The following is an 11,902-nucleotide window of genomic DNA, read 5'->3' as shown; positions in this document are numbered from 1 at the left end:
CCCCGCGTCTGACTCCCGCGCGGCCGGAAAACTGGTGGCGGCGCTCTTGACGTGCGACCTGCCGCGCTACCGTGATGCCCACCGGGCCTTCATGAAGGCGCTGGTGCTGAAGGGGTACGACCAGAGCAACGTGGAGGTCATCACGCAGACACCCAACCCCGATCTCATCTCCTGGTCCAACAGTATCCGCAAGTTCAACGCCATCGGAGCCGACGTCATCGTCGCCTACGGCACCTCGGCCACCCTGGCCGCCCTCAGAGAATCGCAGGACATCCCGATCGTGTACGCCGACGTGTACGGTCCGGTGGAAACTGGCGTTGCCAAAAGCATGGCCTCCAGCGGCCGGAACATCGCCGGGGTGAGCTCCAAGGTCCCGCTAGTCACTTTGATTAAGACCGCCATGGAGGTGAAGCCGATCAGGACCTTGGGGGTCATCTGCGCAAGCCGTGAAGAGGGGGCGATGGCCCAACTGAAGGAGGCCCGCAAGATCGCCGCCCAGGCCGGCGTGGTGCTGGTCGAAACCAACGTCGCTTCTCCGGCCGGGCTCGACGCCGCGCTCGCCACGCTTTTGGCCACGAGGGTCGACTGCATCTACGTGACGGAATGCACTGCGGGGGGGCGCTTCTTCGAGAAGATCGTGCACCGCGCCCACGAGGTGAAGATCCCGGTGATATCGCAGATGCCGGGGGCAGCCCACAAAGGGGCCCTCATCTCCCTGGAGGCGGATCCCGCGGAACAGGGGCAGGTCGCGGCCGACTACGTGGCGCGCATCCTGAGCGGGAAGAAGGCGTTGCATCTCCCCGTCGTCACGCCGAAGCGGGTCGATCTCATCGTGAACCTGAAGGCCGCCCGACTGCTCGACCTGAACGTTCCCTTCCCGGTGCTCACCGCCGCGACCCGGGTGCTTAAATAGATACATAGAGGTATTGATGGGAAAGATTGTAATCGTGGATGACGACGCGGCATTCGTGGGGGCGCTAAAGGACAAGATCCATGCGCTCTACCCGCTGCTCGAAGTGATAACGTGTACCGACCCCTTGCAGGCCCTGGCTGTGCTCAAGAAAGAGCAGGTGGATCTTTTGCTCGTGGATTTGGAGATGCCGACCCTGGACGGGTCAAAGATCTTCAAGTACGCCGTCTCCATCGGCATGGACAAGAACAGGATCGTCATCCTGTCCGGGCGCGACTCGGACTACCTGCACGAGCAGTTCCCCATGGGGACCTGTCTCGCGGTCCTCAACAAGTACGAGGCGAAGCAGAAGGCGGTGCTCGACATGATCTTCAGCTCGATGCACAGAAAGGCCGCGGCCAATTAGAAGAACCTTTCAGGAGCTACACAGCATGGCAAAACAGATGAGACTTACTTGTTACGGAAGGGCAAAGAGTAAACCAGAGTGGGAAGCCCCGCTTTCAGGGGTGACCTTCGACATATTTTTCGCGGAACTGGCCCAGGAACTGGAGCGCTTCGGCATAGCACTGGAGCTTGGGGACGACACCGGGCAGGTGATCGAGGTGAACGGCTACGGCGACCTGTTGAACTCGGTGCGCATCGCCTCGCCTTCCGACGGTATCAGCAACGTCTGCGTAGGGCACGTTATCGGCCAAAGCCCGCGCCTTGACCTGCATGAGGATATAAAGCGCGCCGTGAACCGCATCGCCTTCGCGCCGGAGACCGTGCCTCCCGATGACGAAAACCGCAAGGTCTGCCACAACTGCGGCTGCGGCTGCTAAAGAGGGAAAATCTCGGCGCGTGCCGTTGCGCCATCGACCGTGACGATGGCGTAGCTGCCGGGGAGTCCCTCCTTCAGGGCCCCCGGGTTGACCAGGAGCATCCCCTGCGCCGACTCGACCGCCGCCTGGTGCGTGTGGCCGTAGAGCACGACCGAGGCACCCACCTTCGTCCCCTGGTCGATCAGCTGCTTCAGGCCGCTTTTCACCTGCTGCCGGTATCCGTGCGTTACCAGGATGCGGCACGCCCCGAATTCCAGGGTGAGCTCGGCGGGGACGCGCCGGTCCATGTCGCAATTACCTGCCACGCGGTGCACCGGCACCGCAAGCACTTCCTCCATAAGGCGTGCGTCTTCGCATCCGTCCCCCAGATGAACGATATGATCCACCGGACCCGCCTGCTGGTGCGCCTTGAAGGCGTGGGCGTAGTTGCCGTGACTGTCTGAAATCACCAGTACTCTCATAATTCCTCTTACATCTATCGCGTCAAAGGCATCGGCGCCGGCCGAGCCGCTCGACAATATGTTTTTGCGCCGCATCCCGCTTGGTGTACAGTTGTTGGCGTTGATCGGGCGATGTCTTTGTTCTTCCTTGTTCAGATATAGGACATTGTCCCGTCAAATGACAAGCAAAATAAGCTGTAAACAGTTGACTTGATAAGGGTGATCGAGTATTGCCGATACTAACGGAGGCGTCATGAGGAAGTTGTTGTTATGGATACTCGCCCTGGTTCTTGGCTTGTCTTTGCTTTTCGCGGCCTGTGTCGCGGTGGTCAGCGCCCTCATAGGCGATGACGACACGCTGGCCGGCGGCGATGGGATCGGCGTCGTGGAGCTCAAGGGGGCCATCATCGACGGCCAGGAGGTAATACGGCAACTGCGCAGCATGAAAAAGGACGAACACGTGAAGGCGGTGGTCTTCCGTGTCGATTCCCCGGGAGGCGTGGTCGGTCCCTCCCAGGAGATCTACGCGGCGGTGAAGGACCTCGCCAAAACGAAGAAGGTGGTGGTCTCCATGGGGAGCGTCGCCGCCTCGGGCGGGTACTACGTCTCCGCTCCCGCCACCCTCATCTACGCGAACCCGGGCACCATCACCGGTAGCATCGGCGTCTTGATGAAGTTCTCGAACATCGAGGGGCTCATGGACAAGGTCGGCATGAAGGCCTACACCATCAAGACCGGCAAGTTCAAGGATACCGGCTCCCCCGCCCGCGCCATGACCGACGAGGAGAGGGCCATGCTGCAGGGGGTGATCGACTCGACGCACGGCCAGTTCGTGAAGGCGGTGGCGCAGGGGAGAAAGCTTCCAGAGGAGACGGTGCGCGCCATCGCCGACGGCAGGATCTTCTCCGGCGAACAGGCGCTCGCCCTGAAGCTTGTGGACCGCATCGGCTCCATGCAGGACGCCATCGATGAGGCGGCGCGCTTAGGTGGCATCAAGGGAGAGCCGAGGCTTATCCGGACCCCGAAGAAGAAGGGTAAGCTTGTGGACATGCTGGTTGAAGGAGCCGCTGGCAAGCTTGGTGTCCTCACAGGTGCAGACAGCGGCGTCAGTGTGGACTACAGGATGGGGTGGTAACTAGATTTACCTTGACAAAAAAACCGGCATCTCTATACTGAGAAACTTTGAAAATGAGGGAGAGCTTCCTTTGAAGATTGAGATAGAGAAGGTGAAAAAGAAGCAGCTCGACCTCTCGGAGGTGGAGCCGGCTTCGCACTTCCCGGTCCTGGTGGCAATGGAAGCGGCCGGCGAGTGTACCTTCACCGCACCGGTCAGCGCCAAGGTCACCGCGGTATGGGAATACGACCATGTGCGGGCGACCGGGCACGTTGAGAGCGCAGCACGCCTCACCTGCTCCCGCTGCCTCGCCGAGTATGACTTACCGCTCACCTCGGACTTCACCATCTTCTACACCGAGGGTGAGGATGAAGGTTCCGAGGATGAAGTAGAGCTCTCCGACGAGGAGCTGATCTCCGCCACCTACACCGGTGACGAGATCGACATGGCCCCCGAGATCGCCGAACAGGTGATGCTGGAGGTGCCATACAAGCCACTATGCAGCGAATCGTGTAAAGGGCTCTGCCCCGAGTGCGGTGCTGACCTGAACGCCGGAGAATGCGGCTGCGATCGCGGCGGGATAAACCTGAAGATGGCCGCCCTGAAGAAGATCAAGATAGAAAAGTAAAAAGGAGAACATCATGGCTGTACCTAAGAAGAAAACCTCCAAGTCGCGCAAGAACATGAGGCGTGCACACGACTTCCTGACCGCTCCCACCGTCTCGACCTGCCCCCAGTGCAAGGCTCCGAAGCTGCCGCATTGCGTCTGCCCGTCCTGCGGTACTTACAAGGGACGCCAGGTGCTGAAGGCTGAAGAGCTCTAGGATTTCGATTTCACAGCCGTGACTGTTCGAAATCCGCTCCCTAGGGGAAATATGAGAGTTGCTGTCGATGTAATGGGGGGCGACAACGCCCCTCATGTTGAAGTTGAAGGTGCAGTAGCTGCTGCCAGAGAGTTTGGCATCCCGGTCACTCTGGTCGGTGATGTCGAAAAGGTGCAGGCCGAGCTGGCCCGCCATGACTGCAAAGGGCTGGATATCGAAGTGTGGCATGCCTCGGAAGTAGTGGGCATGCACGACTCCGCTTCCGACGCGGTACGCAAGAAGAAGGATTCCTCCATCCGCGTCGCCTTCGAGCTCGTAAAAGGTGGCGAGGCGGTGGCCGTCGTCAGCGCCGGCAACTCCGGTGCCACCATGGCGGCCGGCATGTTCGTGCTGAAGCGGATGAAGGGGATCGATCGCGCCGCGATCGCCCAACTCTTCCCCACCGTTACCGGTAAAACCCTCGTTCTCGACGTCGGCGGCAACGTCGACTGCAAGCCGATCCATCTGGTTCAGTTCGCCGTCATGGGCGAGGTGTACGCCAGATTCGTCATGGGCGTCGACAAACCCCGCGTCGGTCTTCTCTCCAACGGTGAAGAGGACAGCAAGGGGAACGAGCTCACCCGCGAAACCAGCGCACTTCTGCGCGAAAAGCCCATCAACTACATAGGTTACGTGGAAGGCCGGGACATCTTCAACGGCTCCGTCGACGTCGTGGTCTGCGACGGCTTCGTCGGCAACGTGGCTTTGAAGCTTTCCGAGGGGTTGGCCGAGGCCGTGGGCAAGATGCTTAGGGCCGAAATCAAGGCGAGCCTTCTGTCCCAGATCGGCTACTTCCTTAGCCGTAAGGCGTTCAAGAACTTCAAGAAAACCGTAGACTATGCCGAGTACGGCGGAGCGCCTCTGCTTGGGATCAACGGCGTGGGGATGATCTGCCACGGCGGTTCGAATACCAAGGCGATCAAGAACGCGATCCGCTTTGCCCATGAATACGCGCTCAAAGGGGTCAACAGCCGCATGGCGGAAAAGCTCAACGAGAGCTTCCCCGGTGAGCCGCGCGAGCGAGCCGGCGCCCAGAACCCGGACGCCGCAACAGAAAGGGTAGCTTCATGATTAGAGCAAGAATCACCGGAACCGGCTCCGCCGTTCCGGAGAAAGTGCTGACCAACTTCGATCTTGAAAAAATGATGGACACCAGCGACGAGTGGATCGTCACGAGGACCGGTATCCGGGAACGCCGCATAGCCGCGGAGGGGGAGTACACCTCGACCTTCGCCATCGCTGCCGCGGAGAAGGCGCTTGCCGCCGCCGGGGTTAAGGCCGAGGAGATCGACCTCATCGTCGTGGGTACCCTGACCCCCGACTTCCCATTCCCCGCCACCGCCTGCATCGTGCAACAAGCCCTCAAGGCCACCAACGCCTTCTGCTTCGATCTCTCCGCCGCCTGCTCCGGTTTCATCTACGCCCTCTCCACCGCCGACAAGTTCATCCGCTCCGGACAGGTGAAAAAGGCGCTCGTGATCGGCGCCGAGGTGCTTTCCCGCATCGTCGACTGGTCCGACCGGAACACCTGCCTGCTCTTTGGCGACGGTGCCGGCGCGGTGGTGCTCGAGGCGCGGGAGGGGGACCACGGTGTCCTCTCCACGCACATGCACTCCGATGGCAACTACTGGGAGATCCTGTACCAGAAGGGCCCGGGCAGCCGCAAGCCGGCCACGCACCAGAACGTGGACGACAAGCTGGTCTACCTGACCATGCAGGGGAACGAGGTGTTCAAGCTTGCGGTACGCGCCATGGGCGAGGTCGCCCAGGAGGCCCTGGAGGCCAACGGCTTCACCCCCGACGACGTAACGCTCTTCATCCCGCACCAGGCGAACCAGAGGATCGTCGACTCCGTCGGCAAGCGTCTCGGCATCACCGGCGAGCGTGTCTTCGTGAACCTGGACCGTTATGGCAACACCTCCGCGGCGTCGATACCCATCGCGCTCGACGAGGCGGCGCGCGCCGGTCGCTTGAAAGAAGGGGACTTGCTGCTGCTTGACGCCTTCGGCGGCGGTCTCACCTGGGGCTCCGCGCTGATCCGCTGGTAGGCCTGGGACCGTAGGCCACAGGCCGTGTCCACCGTAGCCTTGGCGGAGGTGCTGTCGGACTTGTCCGCCGTAGCCTTGGTGAAGGTGGATCGCCACCTTGGCCAGACGCCTGGCTCCCACTAAAAAGAAAAGAGGTCATCTATGCAATCCTATGCATTCATCTTCCCGGGGCAGGGCTCCCAGCACGCCGGGATGGGGAAGGACCTGGCCGATAACTTCAAGACCGCCCGGGTCACCTTCGAGGAGGCCGACGACGCGCTCGGCTTCTCCCTCTCCAAGCTCTGCTTCGAAGGGCCCGAGGATGAGCTGAAGCTTACCGCCAACACCCAGCCCGCCATCCTGGCGGCGAGCGTCGCGGCGCTCAGGGTGCTGAGGGCGGAATCCTCGCTTGTGCCTTCCTTCCTGGCCGGTCACTCGCTTGGTGAGTACTCCGCACTGGTCGCTTCCGGCGCGCTCGACTTTGCCGATGCGCTGAGGACCGTGCGTGCCCGCGGCAGCTACATGCAGGACGCAGTACCCATCGGCGTTGGCGCCATGGCTGCGATCCTCGGTGCCGAGGCCGAGGTCCTCAAGGAAATATGCGCCGAGGCGGCGCAGGGCGAGGTCGTTTCCCCGGCCAACTTCAACTCCCCCGGCCAGATCGTGGTCGCAGGGCACACCGGCGCCGTGAACCGCGCCATCGACATCGCGAAGGCGAGGGGTTTCAGGAAGGCCATGCTTCTCCCGGTATCCGCCCCATTCCACTGCGCCCTGATGAAGCCCGCCGCGGACCGTCTGGCCCAGACCCTCGAGGCGGTCGCCGTAGGCGCCATGATCGCCCCGGTGGTGAGTAACGTCGAGGCGAAGCCCAATGCCGACGCGGGACGCGTGAAGCAGCTTCTCGTCGAACAGGTCTGCGCGCCGGTCCTTTGGGAGCAGATCATCCAGAACATCGTCGCCGCCGGCGTCACCAACTTCGTCGAGATCGGCCCGGGCAAAGTGCTCGCAGGTCTCGTGAAGAGGATCGACAAGGAAACCTCCTGCGCCAACGTGCAGGACGCAGCCGGGGTAAAAGCGTTGACGGAGGTGGCACAATGAGTCTTAACGGACAGGTAGCAGTGATAACCGGCGCCTCCCGCGGCATCGGTCGCGCCATCGCGATGAAACTTGCCGCAGAAGGGGCCGCCGTAGTCGTCACCGCGACCAGCGAAGCGGGCGCCGCCAAGACCGCCGAAGAGATCGTCGCCGCAGGCGGCAAAGCGCTCGCCGTCAAGGTGGACGTTTCCGTGGTCGCCGAGGTCGAGGGGCTCTTCAAACAGGCCGTCGAGGCCTTCGGCAAGGTCGACATCTTGGTCAACAACGCAGGCATCACCAAGGACGGGCTGCTCCTCAGGATGAAGGAAGAAGACTGGGATGCGGTCCTCGACGTGAACCTGAAGGGTTGCTTCAACTGCACCCGTGAGGCCGCAAAGCTCATGTCCAAGGCACGCTACGGCAGGATCGTCAACGTCTCCTCCGTGGTCGGCGAGATGGGTAACCCCGGGCAGGCCAACTACTGCGCCTCCAAGGCCGGCATGATCGGCCTCACCAAGTCGGTGGCGAAAGAGCTCGCAAGGAGAAACGTCACCGTCAACGCGGTCACCCCTGGTTTCATCGAGACCGACATGACCGCGGAGCTCTCCGAAAAGACCAGAGAAGCGCTCCAGGAGCAGATCCCGATGGGAAGGCTTGGCAGCTCCGATGACATAGCGGGGGCTGTACTGTTCCTCGTTTCCGACGCCGCGGCATACGTCACCGGACACGTACTTTCGGTGAACGGCGGCATGTACATGTGATGTCGCAAACGGCGTTCTTTTTTACTTTCAGCGCCAAAAATACCTTTTGCAAATTCTGCTTTTCATGCTATGAAATAGCAGTCTTTCGGCAAAGCAAAACTAAAAACGTCTGACGTTACAATCAAATGGAGGTAATTGAATGGCTTCGATCGAGAAACGCATTAAAGAGATAGTCGCTGAGCAGCTTGGTGTTGACGAGGCTCAGGTGACCAACGAGTCCTCCTTCATGGACGACCTGGGCGCCGACTCCCTGGATACCGTGGAACTGGTGATGGCCCTTGAGGAAGAGTTCGAAATCGAGATCTCCGACGAGGATGCCGAGAAGATCCAGTCGGTACAGGACGCAATCGACTACATCACTGATCACACCTAGTAGAGAGGGGGGAGTTATGCTTCCCCTTTTTCATGTCGCCTTCGGGCGTGCGTGAGTCAAAAGCAACCAAGGAGAGTTCAGAGTATGAGAAGAGTTGTTGTCACGGGGGTAGGCGTGGTCTCCCCGCTGGGGACCGGTAACGGAAAGAACTGGGATGCCCTTGTGGCCGGTACGTCCGGCATTGCTCCCATCACCCGTTTTGATGCCTCCGACCTGCCGGTGAGAATCGCTGGCGAGGTCAAGGACTTCGTCGCCGAGGATTTCATCGACAAGAAAGAGATCAAGAAGATGGATCTCTTCATCCAGTACGCCCTCGCTGCGGCCCACTTCGCGATGGAAGACTCCGGTCTGCAGATCACCGAGGAGAACGCCGAGCGTGTCGGCGTCCTTGTGGGTGCGGGCCTTGGCGGTCTTCCCGCCATCGAGCGTTACCACAGCGCGCTGCTGGAAGGCGGGTACAAGAAGGTTTCCCCCTTCTTCATCCCGATGCTGATCATCAACCTGGCTCCGGGGCACATCTCCATCAAGTACGGGGCAAAAGGCCCGAACGTTTCCTCCGTTTCCGCCTGTGCGACCGGCACCCATTCCATCGGTGACGCGTACCACATGATCCAGCGCGGCGATGCCGACGCCATGATCGCGGGCGGCACCGAATCGACGGTGACACCGCTGGGTATCGGCGGGTTCTCCGTGATGAAGGCGCTCTCCACCAACAACGAGAACCCGGCCGGTGCGTCGCGTCCGTTCGACAAGGGGAGGGACGGCTTCGTCCTGTCCGAGGGCTCCGGTATCGTGGTGCTCGAGGAGTACGAGGCGGCCAAGGCGCGCGGCGCCAAGATCTACGGCGAAATCGTGGGTTATGGCCTTTCCGGCGATGCCTATCACCTGACTTCTCCCGCCCCGGGCGGTGAGGGGGCGGCGCGCTGCATGAAGATGGCGCTGCGTACCGCGGGCATCAACCCGGAGCAGGTCGACTACATCAACGCCCACGGCACCTCGACTCCCTACGGCGACGTCGGCGAGACCACGGCGATCCACACCGTCTTCGGCGATCACGCAACCAAACTGATGGTCTCCTCCACCAAGTCGATGACCGGTCACCTGCTCGGTGCTGCCGGCGGCGTCGAGGCTGTCTTCTCGCTCTTGGCGATGAAGAACTCCGTCGTCCCGCCGACCATCAACTACAACGAGCCGGACCCCGAGTGCGATCTCGACTACGTGCCGAACACCGCACGCGAGGCGAAGGTGGAGTACGCGATGAGCAACTCCTTCGGCTTCGGCGGCACCAATGCCTCGCTTCTTTTCAAGAGGGTCTAACGGATGATAGTTCTTGGAAGCGATCACGGCGGCCTCGATCTGAAGAACGAGATAAAGAAACTCCTCGAAGAGCGCGGGCTTCCCTGCGAAGACCTCGGGACACATAACGGCGACTCGGTCGACTATCCCGATTTCGGGGAGGCCGTGGCGCGCCGCGTCTCCGAGGGGAGTGCCGAGAAGGGTATCCTCGTCTGCGGTACCGGCATTGGGATGTCCATCGTCGCCAACAAGTTCCCCGGCATCCGCGCGGCACTTGCCACCGACGTCTTCATGGCCACCATGGCCAAGGAGCACAACAACGCCAACATCCTGGTGCTGGGCGGCCGCGTTTTGGAAGTCGAGAAGGCGCGCGAGATGGTGGCGGCCTGGCTCGACACCGAGTATGCCGCAGGCAGGCACCAGAACCGTCTGGACAAGATCACCGCCCTGGAGCGCGAACTCAAGGGATAACCGTCGGTTTCCGACAAAGGGTTTTCGGTAGGGCGGCACTGGAAAGACAAACGATTCTGAAGCAAAGAACGGGACTCCCAGAGTCCCGTTTTCCTATTTCACCAGCATTTTTTAGGAGAGATCAGACATGTCAGTACTGGAAACATTCGACCCGGCAGTGGCGGAAGTCATCAAGCACGAGACGGAGCGCCAGGAGTACAACCTCGAACTGATCGCCTCGGAGAACTTCGTTTCCCAGGCGGTGCTTGAGGCGCAGGGCTCGGTCCTCACCAACAAGTACGCCGAAGGGTATCCCGGCAAGCGTTACTACGGCGGCTGCCACGAAGTGGACAAGGTCGAGAACCTCGCCATCGAGCGCGCCAAGGAGCTCTTCGGCGCGGACCACGTCAACGTCCAGCCGCACTCCGGTTCCCAGGCCAACATGGCGGTCTACTTCTCCGTGCTGAAGCCGGGCGACACCGTGCTCGGCATGAACCTGGCGCACGGCGGGCACCTGACCCACGGCTCCCCGGTCAACTTCTCCGGCAAGCTCTTCAACATCGTCCCCTACGGCGTCTCCCAGGAGACCCAGACCATCGATTATGAAGAGTGCGAGCGTCTCGCCATCGAGCACAAGCCGAAGATGATCGTGGTCGGCGCATCCGCCTACCCGCGCATCATCGACTTCGAGGCCTTCCGTCGCATCGCCGACAAGGTGGGCGCCGTGGTCATGGTCGACATGGCCCACATCGCGGGTCTTGTTGCCGCCGGCATCCACCCGAGCCCGGTTCCCTACGCCGAGTTCGTGACCACCACCACCCACAAGACGCTGCGTGGACCGCGCGGCGGCATGATCATGTGCCGCGAGGACTGGGCGAAGACCTTGAACTCCAACATCTTCCCCGGCATCCAGGGCGGCCCGCTCATGCACGTGATTGCCGCCAAAGCGGTCGCCTTCAAAGAGGCGCTTGCCCCCGAGTTCAAGCAGTACCAGCAGCAGATCGTGAAGAACGCTCAGGCGCTCGCCGCCGGCCTCATGAGCCGCGGCTTCAAGCTCACCTCCGGCGGCACCGACAACCACCTGATGCTGGTCGACCTCTCCCAGACCGAGCTGACCGGCAAGGTGGCCGAGGAGGCGCTCGACCGCGCCGGCATCACCGTGAACAAGAACGGCATCCCCTTCGACACCCGCTCGCCGTTCATCACCTCCGGCATCCGTATCGGCACCCCGGCGGCCACGAGCCACGGCCTGAAAGAAGCCGAGATGGAGCAGGTGGCAGGTTTCATCGCCGAAGTGCTCGGCAACGTGGGGGACGAGGCGAAGCTCGCCGCTGTGAAGACCCAGGTGAACGCGCTGATGAAGCGCTTCCCGATGTACGCCGACCGTCTCGCCTAACAAGGGGCGGTATCGATAGCAGGATAAAGGGAAGGGGGGCGACGCAAGTCGCCCCCCTTTTTTATTGCAGCTTGTCGACGAGTGTCGGGTAGGCAGATGTAGGCGCTACAAAGCTCCGTAAGTGAACTCACGCTCCCCCCTTTGCGAAGGGGGGACGGGGGGGATTTGCTTTTTTACGTCTTACCACCGCTTGAATAAAGTTGAGGGGCTAGTTTCTCAGCTACAAGCGGCCACCAGGGTTTTTCCGCCTCTGTCATATATCTTTTGCAGCGTGGGCAAGGCAAATCCCCCCTGCCCCCCCTTCGCAAAGGGGGGAACGCTGGGGCTCGTGCAGTGCTTCGTTGACAGCTGCATGCCGTTCCCTGGATTCACTTAAG

At 61.4% G+C, this 11,902-nt stretch carries 15 protein-coding genes; 14 read left to right on the top strand and 1 reads right to left on the bottom strand.

Translation table 11 applies throughout. The features are described from left to right. Positions 1 to 34: 34 nt before the first annotated feature. From E8K79_RS09285 to E8K79_RS09275, 3 genes are read left to right on the top strand one after another with little or no spacing between them, the layout of a single operon-like run. Positions 35 to 913 carry an ABC transporter substrate-binding protein gene (locus tag E8K79_RS09285; RefSeq protein ID WP_246043783.1) on the top strand — a complete coding sequence of 293 codons (879 nt, stop codon included), beginning with the start codon at positions 35 to 37 and terminating at the stop codon, positions 911 to 913. Positions 914 to 929: 16 nt separating this feature from the next. Beyond that, the gene (locus E8K79_RS09280) at positions 930 to 1,316 is read left to right on the top strand and encodes a response regulator transcription factor (protein WP_136514515.1); all 387 of its coding nucleotides are present in this window, start codon (positions 930 to 932) and stop codon (positions 1,314 to 1,316) included. 25 nt (positions 1,317 to 1,341) lie between these two features. Next, positions 1,342 to 1,731 carry a hypothetical protein gene (locus E8K79_RS09275; protein ID WP_136514514.1) on the top strand — a complete coding sequence of 130 codons (390 nt, stop codon included), beginning with the start codon at positions 1,342 to 1,344 and terminating at the stop codon, positions 1,729 to 1,731. On the opposite strand, the gene E8K79_RS09270 is transcribed toward E8K79_RS09275, so the two are convergent. Then, positions 1,728 to 2,192 (bottom strand): metallophosphoesterase family protein, encoded by a 465-nt coding sequence (locus E8K79_RS09270; RefSeq protein ID WP_136514513.1) that lies wholly within the window; start codon positions 2,190 to 2,192, stop codon positions 1,728 to 1,730. The two genes, E8K79_RS09275 and E8K79_RS09270, sit on opposite strands and share 4 nt — an antisense overlap. Before the next feature lie 232 nt (positions 2,193 to 2,424). On the opposite strand from E8K79_RS09270, the gene sppA reads away from it, so the two are divergent. From sppA to glyA, 11 genes are all read left to right on the top strand, one after another. After that, positions 2,425 to 3,306, top strand: a complete 882-nt coding sequence (gene sppA / locus E8K79_RS09265) for a signal peptide peptidase SppA (RefSeq protein ID WP_136514512.1) — start codon at positions 2,425 to 2,427, stop codon at positions 3,304 to 3,306. Between the two features lie 70 nt (positions 3,307 to 3,376). Continuing rightward, positions 3,377 to 3,913, top strand: coding sequence for a YceD family protein (locus E8K79_RS09260; protein ID WP_135870821.1), 537 nt, complete (start codon positions 3,377 to 3,379; stop codon positions 3,911 to 3,913). 13 nt (positions 3,914 to 3,926) lie between these two features. Next, positions 3,927 to 4,109 (top strand): 50S ribosomal protein L32, encoded by a 183-nt coding sequence (rpmF, locus tag E8K79_RS09255; RefSeq protein WP_015721360.1) that lies wholly within the window; start codon positions 3,927 to 3,929, stop codon positions 4,107 to 4,109. A 51-nt stretch (positions 4,110 to 4,160) separates the two neighbouring features. Further along, complete coding sequence (gene plsX, locus E8K79_RS09250) at positions 4,161 to 5,219, top strand: phosphate acyltransferase PlsX (RefSeq protein WP_135870823.1); 1,059 nt, start codon at positions 4,161 to 4,163, stop codon at positions 5,217 to 5,219. Next, entirely contained in the window at positions 5,216 to 6,196 is a 981-nt protein-coding gene (locus tag E8K79_RS09245; RefSeq protein ID WP_136514511.1) for a beta-ketoacyl-ACP synthase III, read from the top strand. Before plsX ends, E8K79_RS09245 begins: the two co-directional genes overlap by 4 nt. 141 nt (positions 6,197 to 6,337) lie before the next feature. Further along, positions 6,338 to 7,273: an ACP S-malonyltransferase gene (fabD, locus tag E8K79_RS09240; RefSeq protein WP_136514510.1), complete on the top strand. Its 936-nt coding sequence runs from the start codon at positions 6,338 to 6,340 to the stop codon at positions 7,271 to 7,273. Continuing rightward, complete coding sequence (gene fabG / locus E8K79_RS09235) at positions 7,270 to 8,010, top strand: 3-oxoacyl-[acyl-carrier-protein] reductase (RefSeq protein WP_135870828.1); 741 nt, start codon at positions 7,270 to 7,272, stop codon at positions 8,008 to 8,010. The genes fabD and fabG overlap by 4 nt, the downstream gene beginning before the upstream one ends. 139 nt (positions 8,011 to 8,149) lie before the next feature. Then, complete coding sequence (gene acpP / locus E8K79_RS09230; RefSeq protein WP_012531540.1) at positions 8,150 to 8,383, top strand: acyl carrier protein; 234 nt, start codon at positions 8,150 to 8,152, stop codon at positions 8,381 to 8,383. Positions 8,384 to 8,467: 84 nt separating this feature from the next. After that, positions 8,468 to 9,700: a beta-ketoacyl-ACP synthase II gene (fabF, locus tag E8K79_RS09225; protein WP_136514509.1), complete on the top strand. Its 1,233-nt coding sequence runs from the start codon at positions 8,468 to 8,470 to the stop codon at positions 9,698 to 9,700. A 3-nt stretch (positions 9,701 to 9,703) separates the two neighbouring features. After that, positions 9,704 to 10,150 (top strand): ribose 5-phosphate isomerase B, encoded by a 447-nt coding sequence (rpiB, locus tag E8K79_RS09220; protein WP_136514508.1) that lies wholly within the window; start codon positions 9,704 to 9,706, stop codon positions 10,148 to 10,150. Between the two features lie 127 nt (positions 10,151 to 10,277). After that, the gene (gene glyA, locus E8K79_RS09215) at positions 10,278 to 11,525 is read left to right on the top strand and encodes a serine hydroxymethyltransferase (RefSeq protein WP_135870834.1); all 1,248 of its coding nucleotides are present in this window, start codon (positions 10,278 to 10,280) and stop codon (positions 11,523 to 11,525) included. The last annotated feature ends 377 nt before the right edge of the window (positions 11,526 to 11,902 follow it).

This window comes from Geomonas edaphica (assembly GCF_004917075.1).
Taxonomy (GTDB): domain Bacteria; phylum Desulfobacterota; class Desulfuromonadia; order Geobacterales; family Geobacteraceae; genus Geomonas; species Geomonas edaphica.
The sequence above is the reverse complement of the archived record's forward strand: the minus strand, read 5'-3'. Positions and strand labels throughout refer to the sequence as shown.

Excerpts from the sequence above, each read along its gene's own strand:
- E8K79_RS09280 (WP_136514515.1), top strand. The coding sequence starts at position 930 with ATGGGAAAGATTGTAATCGTGGATGACGACGCGGCATTCGTGGGGGCG.
- E8K79_RS09275 (WP_136514514.1), top strand. The coding sequence starts at position 1,342 with ATGGCAAAACAGATGAGACTTACTTGTTACGGAAGGGCAAAGAGTAAA.
- E8K79_RS09270 (WP_136514513.1), bottom strand. The coding sequence starts at position 2,192 with ATGAGAGTACTGGTGATTTCAGACAGTCACGGCAACTACGCCCACGCC.
- sppA (WP_136514512.1), top strand. The coding sequence starts at position 2,425 with ATGAGGAAGTTGTTGTTATGGATACTCGCCCTGGTTCTTGGCTTGTCT.
- rpmF (WP_015721360.1), top strand. The coding sequence starts at position 3,927 with ATGGCTGTACCTAAGAAGAAAACCTCCAAGTCGCGCAAGAACATGAGG.
- plsX (WP_135870823.1), top strand. The coding sequence starts at position 4,161 with ATGAGAGTTGCTGTCGATGTAATGGGGGGCGACAACGCCCCTCATGTT.
- E8K79_RS09245 (WP_136514511.1), top strand. The coding sequence starts at position 5,216 with ATGATTAGAGCAAGAATCACCGGAACCGGCTCCGCCGTTCCGGAGAAA.
- fabD (WP_136514510.1), top strand. The coding sequence starts at position 6,338 with ATGCAATCCTATGCATTCATCTTCCCGGGGCAGGGCTCCCAGCACGCC.
- fabG (WP_135870828.1), top strand. The coding sequence starts at position 7,270 with ATGAGTCTTAACGGACAGGTAGCAGTGATAACCGGCGCCTCCCGCGGC.
- acpP (WP_012531540.1), top strand. The coding sequence starts at position 8,150 with ATGGCTTCGATCGAGAAACGCATTAAAGAGATAGTCGCTGAGCAGCTT.
- fabF (WP_136514509.1), top strand. The coding sequence starts at position 8,468 with ATGAGAAGAGTTGTTGTCACGGGGGTAGGCGTGGTCTCCCCGCTGGGG.
- rpiB (WP_136514508.1), top strand. The coding sequence starts at position 9,704 with ATGATAGTTCTTGGAAGCGATCACGGCGGCCTCGATCTGAAGAACGAG.
- glyA (WP_135870834.1), top strand. The coding sequence starts at position 10,278 with ATGTCAGTACTGGAAACATTCGACCCGGCAGTGGCGGAAGTCATCAAG.